Source organism: Ruegeria sp. HKCCD7255 (assembly GCF_013031565.1).
Classification (GTDB): domain Bacteria; phylum Pseudomonadota; class Alphaproteobacteria; order Rhodobacterales; family Rhodobacteraceae; genus Ruegeria.
On the sequence record NZ_WQAG01000006.1, the window covers coordinates 25,664 to 45,218 of the forward strand.

Here is a 19,555-nt window from a genome sequence, read left to right on the forward strand (position 1 = left end):
TGATCCCTATTACTGTGCCTCTTGGGGCAAGTCGTCTTTGATGTCGTAGTAATCGCCTTTGTCAGCGACAAAGATGTGCCGGGCGAGTTTCAGGCCGGTGGGCTCGTCCAGCGATCCCATTGAGACGGCAATCGTGTCCTCGTCATTATGCTGCCAGAACAGGAACGAGCCGCAGGCGCTGCAGAACCCGCGCCGCGCAATGTCCGAGGCGCGATACCAGGCAAGCGTGTCGCTGGCGGTAAAACTGAGCGCGTCCTGATCGGCCACGGCCGAGGCCCAGAGATGGCCCGATTGTTTGCGGCATTGCCCGCAATGGCAGGCCGAAGGGCGTTGAAGCGCGCCGTCGATGGTAAAGGCCACCGCACCGCAAAGGCAGGAACCGGTATACATATCGTTACCCCCGTGCTGTGGGCGTGGAGCTGATCCCCAGCGCCACGCCATGGATGATGAAACAGGTCGCCATAAAACGGGGGGCCCAGATGTCGGACTTCAGCCCAGAACGGGCAGATATGGCACAGGCTTCAAAGTTCATTAATACACCGGAGGGGCAATGACCCAGATCGCCACGGCGGGCGCGTTGTAGGGGTTTGCCCAGTGATAGGGTTCATGTTTGATCCGAAAACTGTCGCCTGGTCCGACCGTGAATTGCCGCGAACCGATGGTCAGATCCAGCTGGCCCGAGATCATATAGCCCACCTCTTGAGTTGGCCTGTTGGCGGGTGTCTGCATCTTCGAGTGGGGCTCGAAAGTTGAATGCACCATCTCGAAATCGTCGGTCAGATCGGGCGAAAGCAATTCCTCGATCAACCCTTCCTCACCCGACCCCATCGGCCGCCGTGACCCGGCGCGCACGACATAGCCCTGCTCTTCGACCGGAACAGCGGAATGGGCAAACAGCATCGACATCGGCACGCCCAGACATTCAGCAATCTGGCGCAGGTCCGAGATCGATGGCTCGGACATGTCCCGTTCAACCTGGCTGAGCCACCCGACCGAGCGGTCCAGACGCACGGCGATTTCGGTCAGTGTCAGCCCACGCGCTTTGCGTAGGGCGCGGATATCCGCTCCGAGCGTGGCGCCATGGGGGGCTTGAGTGTTCAAAGCTGGCTCCGGCTTTCGTGAAATTTTACCGTCGATTTTCACGATGACTCGAATCAATGAAATTTCCAAGCGTTTTTTCACTTGGGTGTTTGGGTGACCTTGGATAATCAGTCACCATATGGATCGTCGTGATGTATCTGTGGGCAGTTAACGCCTTGGCTTTGCTGGCCTTTGGCTGGGACAAGCTGCGCGCGGGTCGCCGGAAACGTCGGATCCCCGAGCGTCGGCTTTTGTGGCTTGCAGCGCTTGGTGGCAGCCCCGGTGCGGTTCTGGGTCGCTGGATTTTCAAGCACAAAACCCGCAAATCCCGTTTTGGCTTTGGGCTTTACGCGATTCTATGCGTGCAGGCGGGTTTGGTCTATTTCGTCTTGTCTGGCAACGTTCCGAGCACGTTTTGGTAGCTTAGCGCGCGAATACGCCGTCCAAAATGGCTTGCAACGCAGTTGCATCGGATTGCCGGAAAGCATCCGGCTGATCGCTGTCGATGTCAAAGACCGCAATGACCTCACCCTTGGCATCTCGCACCGGCAGAACCAGTTCCGACCGCGTGGAGGAAGCACAGGCGATATGGCCGGGAAAGGCCTCGACATCCGGGACCAGCTGGGTTTCACCGGTGCGCGCGGCGGCGCCACAAACACCCCGATGAAACGGGATCACCAGGCACCCATGGCCACCCTGATAGGGGCCGATTTTCAGCAGCTCAGGTTCGGTCACGCGATAGAACCCGGTCCAGTCGAACCGATCATCAGCGTGATGCACCTCGCATGCGATCGTGGCCATCAGCGCGATCTGATCGGTTTCGCCTTCGGTCAGGGCGGCGATGGTTTTGGACAGCGTTGCGTAGTCGACATTCATGGTATGGCTTTTTGACGTTTCCGGGGCGCCCGCGGCCCCAACACCTGCCGTATTCAAAACAACAGGAAGGGTCAAACGCGTTCTATTGCAATGGCTGTGCCTTCTCCGCCTCCGATGCAGATTGCAGCGATGCCGCGTTTGAGGTCGCGGTTTTCAAGTGCGTTCAGCAGCGTGACCATGATGCGCGCGCCCGAGGCTCCGATCGGGTGGCCCAGGGCACAGGCGCCGCCATTGATGTTCACGATATCACGCGACAGGCCCATTTCATGCATGAACGCCATGGGGACGACTGCAAAGGCTTCGTTGACCTCCCACAGGTCCACATCGTTTTTGCTCCAACCCAAACTCTCAAGCAGTTTTTGCGCCGCTGGAACCGGGGCAGTTGTGAAAAGGCCGGGGGCTTGTGCATGGCTTGCGTGGCCCAAAATGCGGGCCCGGACTGTCAGGCCCTGCGCCTCGGCCGCTTGGGTTGACGCCAGAACGAGCGCTGCTGCACCGTCCGAAATCGACGAGGAATTGGCCGCTGTTACGGTTCCGTCCTTGCGGAACGCCGGTTTCAGGGTGGGGATTTTCTCGGGTCGAGCGGATTTTGGTTGTTCGTCAGCCTCAAGGACCACGGCACCCTTGCGGGTCTCAATCGTGACGGGGGTGATCTCATGGCTGAACGCGTCGCTGTCTTGTGCCTTCAGCGCGTTCGACAAGGACTGTAGCGCATATTCATCCTGCGCTTCGCGGGTGAATTGGAACGCTTCGGCGCAATCTTCAGCAAATGTGCCCATCAGACGACCCTTGTCGTAGGCATCTTCCAGCCCGTCAAGGAACATGTGGTCGACCACCTGACCATGACCAATCCGCGCCCCACCGCGCATTTTCGGCAGCAGATATGGGGCGCTAGTCATGCTTTCCATGCCACCGGCCACCATGGTTTCGGCATGGCCCAGCGCGATCTGATCAAAGGCCATCATGGCTGCCTTCATGCCCGAGCCGCACATCTTGTTGAGCGTGGTTGCAGGCACGTCTTCGCCCAGACCCGCGGCAAACCCGGCCTGACGTGCTGGGGCCTGGCCTTGACCTGCGGGCAGGACGCAGCCCATCAAAACCTCATCTACCGTAGCAGCCCCTGCACCATCCAGAGCGGCCCGAATGGCTGTGCCACCAAGCTGGGCTGCGGGCACCCCGTCGAACATGCCTTGAAAGCCACCCATCGGTGTGCGTGCCGCACCTGCGATCACAACGTCTTTCATCAGAAGCCTCCCATGCCTTTCCGAACTCTGGATACCGAATGGTAAGAATTCCCGTCTAGCGTATTTCTACGATAGATTTCAAAATCCGGGGGTCGCGGGTATGGGACTCAGCAGTACGACAACAGGTGACACGCAGGTTATCGCCGTCAATTGTGACCGGATTGACGCGGCTATGGCAATTCAATTCAAGGAAGACATGCGCCGTGTCACCGAAGCCAAGGCAAAACGCGTGATTCTGGATCTGTCCGTCGTCGAATTCATCGACTCCAGCGGGCTGGGTGCCATCGTTGCGTCAATGAAACAGCTGGACGACGGTTGCCGGCTAGATCTGGCCGGGCTTCATCCGGTGGTCGAAAAGGTGTTTCGGCTGACCCGGATGGATACGGTGTTCAAGCTTTTTGCTTCTCTTGAGGATGCGGTCGCGGCTGACTGACACACGGGCCGGAGTGAAACATTTTGACGCCAACCCAGAAAGCAGATTGCATGGACCTGACGTTTTCGGCAACTGAGGTTCAGGCCAGCTCGGGAATCGCATATCTGAGTGCATGTCTTGCAGAACAAGGTTTGCAGGCGGATCGCGTCGGTGATGTCAGATTCGCGTTGGCCGAAGCCGTCAACAATATTGTCGAACATGCATATTCCGGCGTTGATGCTGCTGACATTCAGGTCAATTGTCGCCTGCGCAAAAATACACTGGACATCGAAATCATCGATACGGGCCAACCGATGCCCGACATAAAGATCCCAGAGGCCAAAGCAGCCTCGGTCGAAACCGCGCGGCAGGATCTGCCCGAAGGGGGATTCGGGTGGTTCCTGATCCGACAATTGACCAGCGACGTCGTGTATGAGCGCGAGGCGGGTGTGAATCGGCTGGTTCTGAGCTTTGATTTCGCGGAAATGTCATGACATACGTGAAATGGCCACAATAACGCCCAGATCGGACCATTGAGGCGCCGCAAATGCTAATCATACAGAGAGGGTAGCTCAGATAGCTTCCCTCGGCGCCGGACGTCACAGCCCCCACCCAGTGACCGGCGTCGAGGACTTCCCCCCCCAAATCTGTTGGACATTCTCGATCAGCATCTTAGGCTCGCCCTGATCAATGCAAAGGGATCCTGATGCGCGATTTACATATGCCGGGCCGGTCCGAGGTTCTGGCGACCGAAGGAATGTGCGCCACGTCGCATCCGTTGGCGGCAAAGGCGGCTCTCGACATACTTGAACAAGGCGGCAACGCGATGGACGCGGCCATTGCCGGAGCGGTTTTGCTCGGCATATGCGAACCTCAGATGACCGGGATCGGGGGTGACTGTTTCGTTCTTTTCAACCGGCCCGGGGAGAACACGATTCGTGCGCTCAATGGCTCGGGTCGCGCTCCGCAAGCGGCGAACGCCGCTTTGCTACGAGACAAGGGCCTGACGGCCATGCCGTTAAATACCCCGGATGCTGTCACCGTTCCCGGTGCGATTGACGCGTTCTGCCATTTGTCCGAAACCGAAGGAAAGCTGGGGTTAGAGGCCATTCTAAACCCCGCGATACATTATGCCGAGACCGGAGTTCCTGTGGCTCAGCGGGTGGCGTTTGATTGGATAAATGGCGCGAAAACGCTGCAAAGCGCGGCGCGGGATCACTATCTGCACCAAGGCAAGCCCCTGAAAACCGGAGACATCTTTCGCAGCCCCGGACTGGCAGAGGTGTTGCGCCGCATCGCGCGCGACGGGCGCGACGCGTTCTACACTGGTGAGGTTGCCGAAGACATGCTGGCGGCCTTGTCTGAGTTTGGCGGCCTGCATACCGAGCAGGATTTCGCAATCACGCAGTGTACTAAGACCGAACCCGTCTCGGGCGACTATGGTGGGCTCGAGTTGTTGGAGCATCCGCCTAACGGGCAAGGGGCCACTGCGATCTTGCTGCTGAACATTTTGAAGCATTTCGACCTGGCCGGAATGGACCCTTGGGGCGCAGAGCGTGTTCATATTGAAGCTGAGGCAACGAAACTGGCCTATGATGCCCGCAACCGCTTCATAGCTGATCCGGATTACAGCAGTCGGATGGAGCACTTTCTTGCACCCGAGACGGCGGCAAAGCTTGCGGTGCTGATTGATCCCAAACGTGCGATGCCAGCGGCGGCTGAGCTGACCGAGGCCGTACATAAAGACACGATTTATATCACTGTGGTGGATCGTGACCGAATGGCGGTGTCGTTGATCTATTCTATCTATCACGGGTTTGGGTCGGGCATCGCCTCGCCCAAGTTTGGAATTCTTCTGCAAAATCGCGGAGCGGGCTTTACCCTTGAGGCCGGGCACCCAAACGAATTGGGCGGTGGCAAACGACCTATGCACACGATTATTCCGGGTCTGTTGCGCGAAAACGGACGCGTCCTGATGCCGTTTGGCGTGATGGGCGGGGCCTATCAACCGACGGGCCATGCACGGTTTCTGTCGAACATGGTGGATTTCAACATGGGTTTGCAGGACAACCTGACGGGTCCGAGGGCGTTTGCGACTGACGGAGTGTTGAAAATGGAACGCGGCTATTCGGACAGTGTTCGCGAACAATTGTCAGGAATGGGCCACATTATCGAGACTCCGGAAACACCACTAGGCGGAGCCCAAGCCATCCGTATCCATGAAAGCGGTGTATTGGAAGGGGCAAGTGACCCGAGAAAAGATGGTTGCGCCTTGGGCTACTAGCGCTGCGGGTCGGGCAAAAGACCTGACCCGCAAATTCAATTCAACTGAAAGTGCAAAGGATAGGACCCATCCTGGAATGGCCCGAACATGTTTGGAATATCAGGATGTTCAACCGGCTCGCCTGATTGGTCTTCGATCAAATTTTGTTCTGAAACATAAGCAACATAGAAGGATTGATCGTTTTCGGCCAGCAAGTGATAGAAGGGCTGATCCTTGATAGGGCGGCTGTCTTCAGGAATGGCTTCATACCATTCTTCCGAGTTCGCAAACTCTGGATCAACATCAAAAATCACCCCTCGGAAGGGATGTTTTTTGTGACGGACCACCTGTCCCAGGCGATATTTGGCATGTGTCTTTAGCATTGCTTCAGCCCCCGAAGGCTTTACTACATCTTTCCGGGTCGAAAAGCCAATCATTCATCGAAAATCAAAGGAAACAGTCTGTGAACCTAATTCTGACAGTGTTCGAAATTGTGGCACCTGTTTTTTTGCTGTCAGCGATTGGGTTTATCTGGGTCAAGCTGGGTTTTGAGTACCGTTTGCAATTTGTGACCCGGCTTGGGGTGACGTTGGCCGTTCCCAGTCTGATCTTTGTCGCGTTGATGCAAACCGGTATTCCCGCAGGGCAATTGACGCTTTTTACACTGGCAGCCATCGCAGGCCATTTGGCGCTGGCGGTGGCATTTGGGGTGTTTGTCCGGATAACCGGGTTGGATCAACGCAGTTATCTGGCACCGCTGATCTTTGGCAATACGGGCAATCTTGGGCTGCCCTTGTGTATCTTTGCATTTGGTCAAGCGGGGCTTGGCTATGCGGTTATCTTTCTTGCGGTAACGGCTTTGTTCTCGTTTACCTACGGAATCTATCTGGTGGCGGGGCGCGGCGCGTTTGGGAAAGCTTTGCAAGAACCCATGGTCTGGGCCACGCTTTTGGGAGCGTTGTTTCTGTGGCAAGGTTGGGAAACGCCGGTCTTCCTGACCAACTCGCTGGATCTGTTAGGCCAGATGGCGGTGCCCCTGATGTTGATTACAGTCGGTGTGGCGATCGCCCGCCTGACAACACAAAAGCTGCGGCAGGCTGTTTGGTTGTCGCTTTTGAAACTCCTGGTTTGCTTTGTTCTGGGCTGGGTATTGGCCGAAGCATTCCAGCTGGACCGCATCGCCTTTGGCGTGATGGTGTTGCAGATGTGTACACCCGTTGCGGTGACGTCTTACCTGCTGGCCGAGCGGTTCAACGCCGACTCTGACGCCGTTGCGGGCATGGTCATGGTGTCGACGCTGCTATCAGTAGCGGCATTGCCGATAATTCTAGCAATTATTCTGTAGCGATTGTGATTTCCTAAAGGCTCAATCTGCGCTAGAATAAAGAAAAAAGGCACGAGGCACATGAGCAGAATTCTTTTCGTACTCTTCGGGGTGCTGCTTTTGGCATCCTGTGGTGGTGGCTCTAAGCAACCACCAAGCAGATTGAATGACGCGTGCAGTATTGCGCGCGAAAAGCCTGAATATATCAAGGCCTTCAAAAACACCGAGCGGAAATGGGGTGTCCCTGTTCACGTTCAGATGGCAACGATCTATCAGGAAAGCCGGTATCGCCATGACGCGCGCACGCCGCACCAATATGTTCTGGGCGTGATCCCCATGGGACGTCAAAGCAGCGCCTATGGCTATGGTCAGGCGCTGGATGGAACGTGGGAGCAATATCAGCGCGAAACCGGCAAGCGGCGCGCCAAGCGGGATCGTATCCGCGACGCATCCGACTTTATCGGCTGGTATATGAATAAAAGCTTTGAGAAAAACGGCATTCATCCCAGCGACACGCGCAACCAGTATCTGGCCTATCACGAAGGTCATGCTGGCTTTGCCCGAGGCAGCTATAACCGGAAGTCATGGCTTCTGAATGTGGCTGATGATGTGGATGCCCGCGCGCAACTGTATCAAGCCCAGCTTGCAAGCTGCCGTATCTAATCGGCTTGGGTCAGCGATTGGCTGACCCGACCCGTTTACCGCTGGAAAACAGTTTGGAATCAAAGCTTTCGCCTTCGGTCAGCGCCCCAAGCAGTACCGTGGTCTGGGTTCCCGCGCTGTCATAGATCACCCATTTGCGCAGTTCGACCGGATCGCTGGTAAACATCAACTCGATCCGCCCGTTTTCCGGATTCTTTGGGTCCTGCGCGGTGACGATCGTCGCCGTGCCGTCAAAGTCATGACCAACCACCATATTGGCCTGCCCCAAATTCACGTTGCGGGCCAGCACCAATGACAGGGGCGTGCGGCGCAGCGGATATTGCTCGGGCGGCTGATTGGATTTGGGATCAAAAATCTGAACCGTACCGGCACGCGCCAGCACAACGGCGCTGTTGGGCGGATCATATTCGAACCGCATCTTGCCGGGCCGGTCCAGCCAGAGCTGCCCGGTGCTGAGCGACCCATCATCGTTTACTTGCGTAAACGTGGTTTGAACCGTCGTCAGGTCGTTGAGGTAGTTCGATATCTGTGACAGTTGCAGCTTCTCAGCCGCCCAAGAGGCAGGGGCGATCAGCGCAACGGCAAGGGCAAAAGCGATCTGTTTCATAGAACCCAGATAAGCGTTTTAACCTTGTTATTAAATATCCTACTGCTCGGGCACCAGGATTTCGCGTTTGCCCACGTGATTTGCCCCGGAAACAACACCTTCGTCTTCCATTTGCTCAACCAGCCGTGCGGCTTTGTTGTAACCAATGGCAAGTTTCCGCTGAATATATGAGGTCGAGCATTTGCGATCCTTGATCACAATCGCCACCGCCTGATCATAAAGCGCGTCTTCTCCGTTGGTGTTGCCACCTGTGTTCAGGCCCAGAACCGCGTCGATATTGTCGGCCTTTTCCTCAGCCGGGCCGTCCACCACGCCGCTCATGTAATCCGGCGGGCCAAACTGTTTCAGGTGGTTGACGATCTCTTCAACCTCTTCATCCGAAACGAAGGGCCCATGGCAACGGGTAATCTTGGCCCCGCCCGCCATATAAAGCATGTCGCCCTGCCCCAGCAATTGTTCGGCACCCATCTCGCCCAGAATGGTCCGGCTATCGACTTTCGAGGTCACCTGGAACGAAATCCGGGTGGGGAAGTTGGCCTTAATTGTCCCGGTGATCACATCCACCGAAGGACGCTGGGTGGCCATGATCAGATGAATGCCCGAGGCCCGCGCCATCTGCGCCAGACGCTGAATGCAGGCTTCGATCTCTTTGCCCGCGACCATCATCAGATCGGCCATCTCGTCCACGATGACCACGATATAAGGCATCGACTCGGGCGCGAATTCTTCCGTCTCGAACACGGGTTCGCCGGTTTCATCATCAAATCCGGTCTGCACCGTGCGGCTGAACATTTCGCCTTTGGACAGCGCGTCTTTGACCCGTCCGTTATAGCCCGCGATGTTTCGGACGCCCATTTTGGACATCTTGCGATAGCGATCCTCCATCTCGCCCACGACCCATTTCAGAGCGACCACCGCCTTTTTCGGGTCGGTAACAACCGGTGAGAGCAGATGGGGGATACCGTCATAGACAGACAGTTCCAGCATCTTGGGGTCGATCATGATCAAGCGGCATTCATCCGGTGTCAGCTTGTACAGCAGCGACAGGATCATCGTGTTGATCGCCACCGATTTACCCGACCCAGTGGTTCCCGCGATCAGCAGGTGAGGCATCTTGGCCAGGTTCGCCACAACGGATTCACCGCCGATATCCTTACCCAAAGCCAAAGGCAGCGCCTGGTTGCCATCGCCGAAATCACGGCTGGCAAGGATTTCGCGCAATACCACCATTTCGCGGTTCTCATTGGGCAGTTCGATACCGATCACCGAACGGCCTGGCAGGGTCGAGACCCGCGCCGACAGGGCCGACATCGAGCGCGCGATATCGTCGGCCAGCCCGATGACGCGGCTGGCTTTCAGGCCAGGCGCCGGTTCCAGCTCATACATGGTCACAACGGGGCCGGGGCGGACGCTGACGATCTCGCCTTTGACGCCGTAGTCATCCAGCACGTTTTCCAGCATCCGCGCGTTTTCTTCCAACGCTTCGTCGCTCAGATGGTGGCGTTGGATATTGGCCGGGTTTGACAACAGACCCAAAGGCGGCAGCTCGAAATCGGAATGCCGTTCTTCGAAAGACAGCGTTGGTTGCGCTTCGGCCTGTGCCCGTCGCGAGGGCGGGGGCGTACGGCGCACCGGTTGCGCCACAACCGGTTTGCGCGGCTCTGCTGCCGGGATCTTCATCGCCGGGCGCTGTTGCAACGCGGGTTCGATATCGTCCTCAAAGACCGGATCATCATCCAGATCGGCTGTGTAGGCGTCCAAGTCGGGTTCGGGTGCAAAGCTTGACGGGTCCTGCCACTGCGTCGCGGCCGAAGTAACCGGTGGTTCGGGCGGCAACCCGGCAGCTGTCATGGGCGGTTCGGGCGGCAATTCATCACCTTGGCCCGCGTTCAGGATCAAAGGATCGGGACGACGACCGCGCCCTTTGGTCAGCGGCAGGTTCGGATCCGGCTCGGGCGTCATCTCACCCGTAGCCACTTTGCGATTGCGTACGGCGGCCGAGATTTTCGAACGGATGCGATCCTCGCCGGGCATGTCGTCGAAATCAGCGATAGGTTCGGGATCGATCAGTTCGGGCTCGGGCATCGGATCGGGGCGGCGGATCAGGCCAGGCATCCGGGCCAACAGCCCCTGTTTGGGTGCGTCAGTCAAGTCCGGTTCATCAAAGATCGGATCGGCATACGCGAACTCATCGTCAAACTCTGCGGCTTCGGCCTGCAACGCTTTGCGCTCGTCCCATTTGGCACGGCGATCACGCGCCGCCTGCGCGGTGGCCGCAGCCCCGCGACCCAACAGGTTCATCAGGATGTCATAGGACATGACAAGCCCCAAAAGGAACGCCCGGAACCCCCGGCGAACGTCATCCTTTGAAAAGCCCAGTACAAAGGCACCCATCGCCAACATGCCCAGCGCCATCGCCAGCGACATCAGTTTGACCAGGAAGTGCGAAGAAATCGGCAGCAATGTCAGCAAGGCACCCATGACGGTGTCACCAAACAAACCTCCCAGACCATAGCTGTGAGTGGCGCGCCATTCCGCACCCGGAACAAGCGTGGCGGCATAGACCGAGGCTACAGCGATCCAGATCGGCGCAAAGATCAGGCGGGCGATGGCGCGGTCTTCGTTGAAATGCCCGGCAAAACGCACGCCCCATGCGATCAGGACCAAAGCGATCCCCCAACTGCCCCAGCCCACAATCATGAACAGGGGGGCTGCAATCGACGCTCCGATCCGGCCCATCCAGTTCTGAACTGGTGCGTCCGTCGAGACCATCCAATTGGGATCTTCGGGAGAATAGGACCAGATCATTGCAGCTGCGGCCAGACCAAGCAAAATCAATGCAATACCAACCAGCTCCTTGCTGCGCCGTTCCAGCGCGGCCTGAGTGGTGCTGTCCAGCAATGGATCGCGATTACGCGCGTTATAAGATGCCATGTTCGCCCTCGTACCTCACGAATAGATGCAGTCGCGCAGCGTAATCAGCCCGCGCTGCAACTCTGTTTTTGGGGCCACCAAAGCAGCCCGGATAAAGCCTTCGCCCGGGTTTTGCCCCGGATCCCCTTGAGACAGATATGCGCCTGGCAGAACCCGAACTCCGGTTTCTTTCCAGACTTTCAATGCGGTCTCCTCGCCGTTTTCGACCGGTAGCCACAGAAAAAAGCCAGCCTGCGGGGACATATATCCCTGCACGCCACCAAAGACTTCATCGGCGATGGCGTATTTCTCTTGATAGAGCGCGCGGTTTTCCCGCACATGCACCTCATCCGCCCACACCTTGGCCGCAGCGGCCTGCAGTGGCAGCGGCAGGGGTGAACCCGCATAGGTGCGCAGGGTTTTGACGTGGTCGATTGTCTTTGGCCCACCTGCAATCAAACCTGACCGCAAACCGGCCAGGTTCGACCGTTTTGACAGCGAGTTGAACAGGGTAATGCGTTCAGGATCAGCCCCCAATTCTTGCGCCACAGTCAGTATGCCAACTGGTGCCTCATCCCGGTAGATCTCGGAGTAGCATTCATCTGCGAAGATCCGGAAATCATAGGTCTCGGCCAAGCGGATCAGCTCGGCCCAATAATCGCGCGACGCCACTGCGCCCTGCGGATTGGCCGGTGAACAGATATAGGCAATCGCTGTGCGGTTCAGAATGTCTTCGGGCAGGCCCGCATAATCCGGTAGATGCCCGTTCGCGGCGGTGGCGGGCACAAAATAGGGCTGCGCTGCAACCGAAAGCGAGGCGACCATATAGACCTGATAGAACGGGTTCGGACACAAAATTACGGGTTGCTGACCATTCTTTTGCTCGGGGCAAAGTGCCATCGCGGCGTTATAGAGCCCCTCGCGCGTGCCGTTCAGCGCCATCACATTGGCATCGGGGTCCATCTCGACACCATAGCGGCGCTGAATCCAGTCGGTGATTGCCTCTCGCAGCTCAGCCGAGCCTTCATTCGGAGGATATCCCTGAAACCCGGCCGCGTTTTCAATGATGACATCTGTCACCCAAGCCGGGAAATCATGCGTCGGCGCGCCGATTGTCATGTGCACTACTTCGCCGCCGGGCTGATGGTGATCCAACAGGGCGCGCAGGCGCGGAAATGCATATGCCGGAAGGTTCGAAAACCGCTCGGGGAAATTCATAGTACTGCCTCAATATCGGGATCATTTACGCCCCGTTTGAAAGGCAGGTTACAGCCCACGCGCCTTCTCGTCCAGACAAAGAGGTTCCGAATCAGGGGATTGTGGCATTCAGGCCAAAGCCGATTCCATGGCTGCGCCAATGCGCAAAAGCGCCTCTTCCGAGTTGGGATAGCTGAGCACCATAAGCCCACAACTTGGTGTTCCGGTCGGCAAAGTCAGGGACGCCAACCCCATCAGGTTCCCGATCCGGGTATTGCGCAGAGCCAAGAGGTTTTCGGTAACGTAATAGTCGTGATCATTCATCAACCGCTCCAGATTGGGCGGCAGAATTGGGGCCGTAGGCGCGAGGACCGCGTCAAACCCGGCGGTGGCAGCGTCCCAGGCGTTGCGGCACGCCTTCAGCTTGGCCCAGGCCGCCACATAGTCGGGGCCGGAATAGCCCAACCCGATGCGGAACCGTTCCAGAATTTCGGGGTACATCGCCTCAGGGTTGGCTTCGATCACATCACGCCATAGCCCATAGGCTTCGGCGGTATAGATCACGCTGGTCAGACCCATGGCGTCGTTCAGCTCGGGCACTTCCAGTGGTACGATCTCGGCACCCGCTTCGGACAGTTTCGCCAGTGCGTTTTCATAAGCTTGACCCGGTGCGGTGCGCAGGTCGTCCTTGGCGACGTTTTGCAGATCGGCAAAGCGGCGGCCTTTCAGCGTGGCGCTACGCAAGTCCGCTGGTGTTCCGCCTTCCAATGCGGCCAGCATATGAGTCGCGTCCTCGACTGAACGCGCCAACGGGCCAACGGTGTCAAAGCGCAGGCACAAGGGCACAATGCCCTCAAGGCTCAACCGCCCTGCGGTGGTCTTCAGCCCCACCAGATCGTTCCACGCAGACGGGATCCGAACTGACCCGCCCGTGTCCGAACCGATGCCACAGGCCGCCAACCCCCAAGCAACCGAGGCCCCGGCCCCCGATGAGGATCCGCCCGGAACAGCCGCCTCGTCATTCACGCAGGGAGGTGTTTCCGTGATCGGGTTAAGGCCAAGGCCAGAAAAGGCCAGCTCGCTCATATGGGTTTTGCCCAGACAGACCGTGCCCATCTGCGTCGCGTTGCGCAAAACCAAAGCGTCGGCATCCGGAATACGACCTTTGAGCAAGGCCGAGCCCGCTTCGGTTCCGATGCCTGCGGTGTCGAACAGGTCTTTCCAGCTGATCGGCACGCCGTCCAGCAATGACCGGCGCAACCCTGTCTTGGCGCGTTCCGCGGCGGCTGCGGCCTCGGCCCGGGCCCGGTCGTGGGTCACGCGGGCATAGATGCGGTCGCGATGCGGATGGTCATCAATGGCCGACAGGTAGGTTTCGGTCAGCTCGACCGGATCAATCTGACCCATGCCAATCCCACGACCCAAATCACACGCTGTCATGGTCAACCAGTCCTGCATCCCAACGCCTCCTGCTTTTTGACTTTTCGCGACGGTAGCGACAGGACTGCACATGGACAATCCCGAAAGGGCGCGCATATTGCAGGGCATGACATTTGGTTCTGATATTCTGATCGTAGGCGGTGGGTTGAACGGTCCTGCTCTGGCCCTGGCTTTGGCGCAAACCGGGCATTCGGTCACGGTGATCGATGCATTGTCCGAGAAGGTGCGCAAGAACGCTGCCTTTGACGGGCGTGCTTATGCCTTGGCGCTCGCCTCTCAGCGTTTGCTAGACGCAATCGGCATCTGGGAGCGTGTCGAGGATCATGCGCAGCCCATGCTTGAGATCAAGGTCACCGATGGTCATGCAGGCGCGGGCCCTTCGCCCTTTTTTATGCATTTCGACCATGCCGAGATCGAAGAGGGCCCGATGGGCTATATGGTTGAAGACCGCCACGTGCGCCGCGCCTTTCTGGACGCGATGGCAGTCGAGCCGCGGATTACTCTGGTGAACGGCACATCCGTAACCGCGCAGCAGATCGACACCAATGGCGCAAGTGTGACGCTGAAGGATGGGCAGACACTAACGGGCCGTGTGCTGGTGGGATGCGATGGGCGCAATAGCGGGACTGCTGTGCGGGCGGGGATCAAACGAACAGGCTGGGATTATGGCCAGACCGCGCTGGTCTGCGCCATCGAGCACGATTTACCGCATCATGGTATCGCGCATCAGTTCTTTATGCCCCCGGGGCCGCTGGCCATTCTGCCCCTGACGGGCAACCGCAGCTCGATTGTCTGGAGCGAGACCCGAGAGGCCGCGCAACAGATCAACGCGCTGTCTGACGACGCATATCTTGAAGTTCTGCGCCCGCGTTTCGGGGATTTCCTGGGCGATATCCGGCTGGCAGGCGACCGCTTTACCTATCCGCTGAACCTGACCATTGCCAATGCGTTCATTGCCGACCGGCTGGCCCTGGTTGGCGATGCCGCCCATGGGATGCACCCGATCGCGGGTCAGGGCCTGAACGCCGGCTTGCGGGATGTGGGCGCTTTGGCCGAGGTCCTGACCCTCGCCGGGCGACGCGGAGAAGATATCGGATCGGTGTTGGTGCTGGAGCGCTATCAGGAATGGCGACGGTTTGACACGGCGTCACTGGCGATGGCGACGGATGTGTTCAACAAGCTGTTTTCCAACGACAACCCATTGCTGCGCCTTGGGCGCGACATCGGCATGGGGATCGTCGGATCCCTGCCGGGCCTGCGCCGGGGGTTTGTGCGCGAGGCCGCAGGTTTGACCGGCGACCTGCCCAAGTTGCTGCAAGGGCGTGCGATTTAGTCCAGCGTGCGCGCCTCATCCACAAGCATCACCGGGATGCCATTGCGGATCGGAAAGGCCAGCCCGGCGGCTTTTGACACCAGCTCTTGTTTTTCAGCATCGTAATGCAGGGTCGTATGGGTCTGCGGGCAGATCAGCGCCTCAAGCATGTGGCGGTCAAAAGCGTGTTCGGCGTCGGTCATTGCAATTTTTCCTCGTTGGTGCCGCCCCGCATAGCAAATTCGATCAAGGTGACAAGCGTTTCGCGCCGCGTCCGCAAACAAGGCGCTTCCAACAGCGCCTGTTTGTCTTCGGGGGCGAAATCCAGAAGCATTGACAACGAGTTGACCAGCAGCTCGTCATCCGCGTGTTTCATGGTATCCCAGTCGGTGGCCAGCTGGCGAGACGTAAAAAACCGCTCGAGCAAACTCATGAAAGAAACGCGGTCAAAGCCAGTGTCAGATTCGGGTTTGCCCAAATCCCGATCGAACCCCTCCCAGGTCACGGCGCAGCGCCGATAGGGGGTAAATGTGTCCAACTCGGATTGAATGCGAAACCGCGAAATCCCGGTGAGCGTAATCAGATACCGCCCATCTTCGGTTTCAGAAAACTGCGTGACCCGCCCGGCGCATCCGATCTTGTGCAATCGCTTTTCATCGCTTGCACTTGGGCTTGGCTGCACCATCGCAATCATGCGCTCCGGCGTCTTCAACGCGTCGTCGAACATTTGCAGGTAGCGCGGTTCAAACAGGTTCAGCGGCAGGCGCGCGCGGGGCAAGAGTACGGCCCCGGGCAGCGGAAATACGGAAACTGTGTCCGGCAGATCGGCGGGATGCATCATAGCATCGAACTTAGCCCTGATCACGATTTAGGCAAATATCATCGAGCTGAGTTTTCGACGCCCGTTCAGCACCACCGGATCATTGGGCTTGAGCGCATCAAAGATCGTGAACAGCTGCGCCTTGGCCGCACCATCGTTCCATTCGCGGTCACGCCGGAACAGCTCAAGCAATTGCGCAACCGCCTCTTCTACATCGCCATTGGCGTGTAGCGCCTGCGCCAGATCAAACCGCGCTTGATGATTGTCCGGCTCGGCCTCGACCGCGGCGGTCAGCTCGCCCACAGGGCCCGCGTCCGCAGCCTGTTTGGCAAGCTCCAGTTGCGCATGGGCGGCTTCGATTTCGGGGGCTGCCGAGATCTCTGCGGGTGCTCCGTTCAGGATGGCCTCGGCCTGTTCCAGATCGCCCAAGGCGATATGCGAGCGGACCAGGCCGCCATAAGCACCTGCATGGTTGGGATCTTCGCCCAAAATGGCCGCAAATGTCTGCGCAGCATCCACCGCAGCGCCTTCGGCCAGCATTTCCTCGGCAGCTTGCACCGCATCCTCAAGCTGACCGCCTGTGCTCTCACCACCGGCGGCTTCGATCATACGATCAACAAACGCCTTGATCTCGGACCCCGGTACGGCACCCTGAAAACCATCCACCGGCTGACCTTTCGAGAATGCATAAACGGTCGGGATCGACTGAATACGCATTTGCGAGGCGATCATCTGCGCCTCGTCCACGTTGATCTTGACCATCTTCACCGCACCTTTGGCGGCGGTTACGGCCTCTTCCAACATGGGGCCCAACGTCTTGCAGGGGCCGCACCACGGCGCCCAGAAGTCCACGATCACCGGCACCTCTTGCGAGGCTTCGACCACGTCGGCCATGAAAGTGGCTTCGGTTCCGTCCTTGATCAAATCACTGGCTGGGGTGCTGTCTGCGCCGTTCAGAAGGTCCATGGCTTTCACTTTCAGGTTCGTCTTTGCGCCTTATATGCAACCGCCTGTCGCGGAAACCAAGGCGCAAATAGGTGTTTTTCTAGGTCTCAGACGTCGAATGTCGCGAAAACAGGTGCATGATCGCTGGGTTTTTCCCATCCGCGTGCGTCCCGCAGGATGCGGCTGGAATGGCCTGCGTTCGAAATATCGGGCGTGGCCCAGACGTGATCCAAGCGGCGCCCCTTATCCGCCGCATCCCAATCACGCGCGCGGTACGACCACCAGCTAAAAAGCTGACCTTCGGGGATGTCCTGCCGCGTTATGTCGACCCAACCGCCAGCATCTTGCGTCTCGGCCAGATGCTCGACCTCAATCGGCGTGTGCGAGACGACTTTCAGCAATTGTTTATGCGACCATACATCATCTTCGCGCGGGGCGATGTTCAGATCGCCCACAAGAATGGATTTTGCAGGCTTCTCGCTGTGGAACCAGTCGCGCATATCGGTGAGGTAGTCGAGTTTCTGACCAAACTTCTCATTCACCTCACGATCCGGCACATCGCCCCCTGCCGGAACATAGAAATTGTGAATGGTCACTCCGTTATCCAACCGTCCGGCAATATGGCGCGCATGGCCAAGGCCGGCGAAATCCTTATCGCCTACTTCCTCAATCGGCAGGCGCGACAGGATGGCGACACCGTTATAGCCCTTCTGTCCGCGCGCAATCATGTGCGTATAGCCCAGCGCGGCAAATCCTTCGGTCGGTATCTTTTCGACCGGCGACTTGCACTCTTGCAGGCACAGAATATCCGGGGCCTCTTCTTCCAGCAATTTCAGCACGATAGGCTCTCGCAATCGGACCGAGTTGATGTTCCAAGTGGCAAGGGTAAAGGGCATAGCGGAGGATTCCTTTGTCGCAATTGGCCGGAGGTTAACGCGGTGTAGCAGAGGTTGCCATGAGAAAAGACCGTCGGTGACACTGCACCCGGCAGGTCTGCGCAAAGCCGCTTCACTTGCTCAAAATGAACCCCTAAGGCACACTACTAGACGGGTCGGTCTATCCACCCGGCCAACAGACACATCGTTCAGCGCCATATGGAGGAGCGTGTCATGACATCGAAGACCGCAACCCCACCCGAGGACACGGGTGCACCGCGACCGGGTGAATACAAGGTCAACAGTTTGACCGCCGCTGATATCACTGCCTCGCTCAAGGCTGGGTTTGCCGACTTTCTGGCGCGCCCTTTTATGAGCGGCTTTTTCGGCCTGTTCTATGCGGTTTTCGGGATTCTGTTTGTGTGGTGCCTGGTCTGGCTTGGCAAGATCTGGATGATCATTCCCGCTGCGGTCGGTTTTCCACTGGTCGCACCCTTCGCGGCTGCCGGGCTTTATGAAATGTCACGACGATTGCAGACCGGAGAGCCGTTTGGCTGGGCAGAGATCCTGACCGTGATGGCCAAACAGCGCAAGCGCGAGATGGGCTGGATGGCCTTTGTTACCCTGTTCATTTTCTGGGTGTGGACCTACCAGATCCGGCTATGGCTGGCGATTATTCTGCAGGATGCGTCCTTTTCGGACTTTGGCGGGTTTTTGAACACTGTATTCCTTACACCGCAAGGCTGGACCTTCCTTGCCATAGGAACCTGCGTCGGCGCGGCTTTGTCTGCGGTACTGTTCTCGGTCACCGTAGTTGCCATGCCCATGTTGCTGGACCGAGATACCAATTTCGTGTCCGCCATGCTGACCTCGGTCCGTGTGGTCACCGAAAATCCGGTAGTGATGCTCAGCTGGGCTGCGATTATCTCGGTCGCCGTACTGCTCTCACTGGTACCGGCCTTTCTGGGCCTGATCTTCACCCTTCCGATCTTGGGTCACACTACATGGCACCTGTATCAACGCGCCATTCCGTCTGATGAAGGTTAGACTGCCTGTGATACCTGCATGGATACAAACTGTATCTACAGTAATGAATTCAAACAACTTTCTCGTGTTTTCGAATTGGTGCTGCACAGACGATAGACAGCCAAATCAATAATACAAACCCGACAAGGCCAAATGCAGCTGCATACATTCCTATGAGCACTAAAATGATCAGAGGCCCGAAAAAGAAGAAGGGCACTAAACCTGTGTACATTCCGAGAATGAAGTCCGCCCAAAACGGAATTTCAACGCTTTGACCACAATGGTTGCATTTTTTGTCACCGCCATCTGCAATTTGAATTTTTTCTCGTAGTGAAAATGTTCCGCCGCAGTGAAACGGGCAATTTTTTCTCATGAAAATCATATAGATATACGCGCAATAGGCGATCTTTTCAAAATCTTTGAGTCAGGCCAAAACTTGAGTATTCGCCCATTGTTTATACCCATACTTAGCGCCAATACACGATGCTACGAAGCCGTTTGCACAAAAAAAGCCGGGCCATCAGGCCCGGCAGTCCAACAGGGAGGTACATGTCATAA

At 57.7% G+C, this 19,555-nt stretch carries 22 protein-coding genes; 8 read left to right on the forward strand and 14 right to left on the reverse strand.

What is annotated here, in order from left to right; translation table 11 throughout:
- Positions 1-9 precede the first annotated feature (9 nt).
- Positions 10-390, reverse strand: a complete 381-nt coding sequence (locus GOX45_RS12295) for a GFA family protein (RefSeq protein ID WP_171101306.1) — start codon at positions 388-390, stop codon at positions 10-12.
- A 141-nt stretch (positions 391-531) separates the two neighbouring features.
- On the reverse strand, positions 532-1,101 hold the full coding sequence (locus GOX45_RS12300) for a helix-turn-helix domain-containing protein (protein WP_171101308.1): 570 nt from the start codon (positions 1,099-1,101) through the stop codon (positions 532-534).
- Positions 1,102-1,232: 131 nt separating this feature from the next.
- Between GOX45_RS12300 and GOX45_RS12305 the strand changes: the two genes are divergently transcribed.
- Complete coding sequence (locus GOX45_RS12305; protein ID WP_217350415.1) at positions 1,233-1,502, forward strand: DUF1294 domain-containing protein; 270 nt, start codon at positions 1,233-1,235, stop codon at positions 1,500-1,502.
- Between the two features lies 1 nt (position 1,503).
- Here GOX45_RS12305 and GOX45_RS12310 read toward each other — a convergent pair whose 3' ends face one another.
- Entirely contained in the window at positions 1,504-1,956 is a 453-nt protein-coding gene (locus GOX45_RS12310) for a GAF domain-containing protein (RefSeq protein ID WP_171101695.1), read from the reverse strand.
- Between the two features lie 71 nt (positions 1,957-2,027).
- Positions 2,028-3,200, reverse strand: a complete 1,173-nt coding sequence (locus tag GOX45_RS12315; protein ID WP_171101310.1) for an acetyl-CoA C-acyltransferase — start codon at positions 3,198-3,200, stop codon at positions 2,028-2,030.
- Between the two features lie 100 nt (positions 3,201-3,300).
- Between GOX45_RS12315 and GOX45_RS12320 the strand changes: the two genes are divergently transcribed.
- The 3 genes from GOX45_RS12320 (at position 3,301) to ggt (ending at position 5,896) form a co-directional block, all read left to right on the forward strand.
- Complete coding sequence (locus tag GOX45_RS12320) at positions 3,301-3,633, forward strand: STAS domain-containing protein (protein WP_171101312.1); 333 nt, start codon at positions 3,301-3,303, stop codon at positions 3,631-3,633.
- Positions 3,634-3,683: 50 nt separating this feature from the next.
- Positions 3,684-4,106 carry an ATP-binding protein gene (locus GOX45_RS12325; protein ID WP_171101313.1) on the forward strand — a complete coding sequence of 141 codons (423 nt, stop codon included), beginning with the start codon at positions 3,684-3,686 and terminating at the stop codon, positions 4,104-4,106.
- Positions 4,107-4,318: 212 nt separating this feature from the next.
- Positions 4,319-5,896, forward strand: a complete 1,578-nt coding sequence (gene ggt / locus GOX45_RS12330; protein ID WP_171101315.1) for a gamma-glutamyltransferase — start codon at positions 4,319-4,321, stop codon at positions 5,894-5,896.
- Between the two features lie 35 nt (positions 5,897-5,931).
- Here ggt and hspQ read toward each other — a convergent pair whose 3' ends face one another.
- The gene (gene hspQ, locus GOX45_RS12335; RefSeq protein WP_171101696.1) at positions 5,932-6,258 is read right to left on the reverse strand and encodes a heat shock protein HspQ; all 327 of its coding nucleotides are present in this window, start codon (positions 6,256-6,258) and stop codon (positions 5,932-5,934) included.
- An 80-nt stretch (positions 6,259-6,338) separates the two neighbouring features.
- Here hspQ and GOX45_RS12340 point away from each other — a divergent pair, with 80 nt between their 5' ends.
- Both GOX45_RS12340 and GOX45_RS12345 read left to right on the forward strand, forming a co-directional pair.
- Positions 6,339-7,220 (forward strand): AEC family transporter, encoded by an 882-nt coding sequence (locus GOX45_RS12340; protein ID WP_171101317.1) that lies wholly within the window; start codon positions 6,339-6,341, stop codon positions 7,218-7,220.
- A 60-nt stretch (positions 7,221-7,280) separates the two neighbouring features.
- A complete protein-coding gene (locus tag GOX45_RS12345; RefSeq protein WP_171101319.1) occupies positions 7,281-7,862 on the forward strand; it encodes a lytic transglycosylase in 582 nt (193 codons plus the stop codon).
- 10 nt (positions 7,863-7,872) lie between these two features.
- Here GOX45_RS12345 and GOX45_RS12350 read toward each other — a convergent pair whose 3' ends face one another.
- The 4 genes from GOX45_RS12350 to GOX45_RS12365 all read right to left on the reverse strand — a co-directional run bounded on the left by GOX45_RS12350 (position 7,873) and on the right by GOX45_RS12365 (position 14,037).
- Positions 7,873-8,469 carry an outer-membrane lipoprotein carrier protein LolA gene (locus tag GOX45_RS12350; protein WP_171101326.1) on the reverse strand — a complete coding sequence of 199 codons (597 nt, stop codon included), beginning with the start codon at positions 8,467-8,469 and terminating at the stop codon, positions 7,873-7,875.
- A 39-nt stretch (positions 8,470-8,508) separates the two neighbouring features.
- Positions 8,509-11,403, reverse strand: coding sequence for a DNA translocase FtsK (locus tag GOX45_RS12355; protein WP_171101328.1), 2,895 nt, complete (start codon positions 11,401-11,403; stop codon positions 8,509-8,511).
- A 15-nt stretch (positions 11,404-11,418) separates the two neighbouring features.
- Positions 11,419-12,600 (reverse strand): aminotransferase class I/II-fold pyridoxal phosphate-dependent enzyme, encoded by a 1,182-nt coding sequence (locus GOX45_RS12360; RefSeq protein ID WP_171101330.1) that lies wholly within the window; start codon positions 12,598-12,600, stop codon positions 11,419-11,421.
- A gap of 108 nt (positions 12,601-12,708) precedes the next feature.
- Positions 12,709-14,037 carry an amidase gene (locus GOX45_RS12365; protein ID WP_171101332.1) on the reverse strand — a complete coding sequence of 443 codons (1,329 nt, stop codon included), beginning with the start codon at positions 14,035-14,037 and terminating at the stop codon, positions 12,709-12,711.
- A gap of 52 nt (positions 14,038-14,089) precedes the next feature.
- Here GOX45_RS12365 and GOX45_RS12370 point away from each other — a divergent pair, with 52 nt between their 5' ends.
- Positions 14,090-15,352, forward strand: coding sequence for an FAD-dependent monooxygenase (locus GOX45_RS12370; RefSeq protein ID WP_254446011.1), 1,263 nt, complete (start codon positions 14,090-14,092; stop codon positions 15,350-15,352).
- On the opposite strand, the gene GOX45_RS12375 is transcribed toward GOX45_RS12370, so the two are convergent.
- The 4 genes from GOX45_RS12375 to GOX45_RS12390 all read right to left on the reverse strand — a co-directional run bounded on the left by GOX45_RS12375 (position 15,349) and on the right by GOX45_RS12390 (position 17,992).
- Positions 15,349-15,534 carry a Trm112 family protein gene (locus tag GOX45_RS12375; RefSeq protein WP_171101333.1) on the reverse strand — a complete coding sequence of 62 codons (186 nt, stop codon included), beginning with the start codon at positions 15,532-15,534 and terminating at the stop codon, positions 15,349-15,351. The genes GOX45_RS12370 and GOX45_RS12375 overlap by 4 nt on opposite strands.
- Positions 15,531-16,172, reverse strand: a complete 642-nt coding sequence (locus GOX45_RS12380) for an LON peptidase substrate-binding domain-containing protein (protein WP_171101336.1) — start codon at positions 16,170-16,172, stop codon at positions 15,531-15,533. Before GOX45_RS12380 ends, GOX45_RS12375 begins: the two co-directional genes overlap by 4 nt.
- A gap of 27 nt (positions 16,173-16,199) precedes the next feature.
- Complete coding sequence (trxA, locus tag GOX45_RS12385; protein WP_171101338.1) at positions 16,200-17,117, reverse strand: thioredoxin; 918 nt, start codon at positions 17,115-17,117, stop codon at positions 16,200-16,202.
- 86 nt (positions 17,118-17,203) lie between these two features.
- A complete protein-coding gene (locus tag GOX45_RS12390; protein WP_171101340.1) occupies positions 17,204-17,992 on the reverse strand; it encodes an exodeoxyribonuclease III in 789 nt (262 codons plus the stop codon).
- Between the two features lie 213 nt (positions 17,993-18,205).
- On the opposite strand from GOX45_RS12390, the gene GOX45_RS12395 reads away from it, so the two are divergent.
- A complete protein-coding gene (locus tag GOX45_RS12395) occupies positions 18,206-19,018 on the forward strand; it encodes a DUF2189 domain-containing protein (protein ID WP_171101343.1) in 813 nt (270 codons plus the stop codon).
- 49 nt (positions 19,019-19,067) lie between these two features.
- Here GOX45_RS12395 and GOX45_RS12400 read toward each other — a convergent pair whose 3' ends face one another.
- A complete protein-coding gene (locus GOX45_RS12400; protein ID WP_171101344.1) occupies positions 19,068-19,379 on the reverse strand; it encodes a hypothetical protein in 312 nt (103 codons plus the stop codon).
- Positions 19,380-19,555 lie beyond the last annotated feature (176 nt).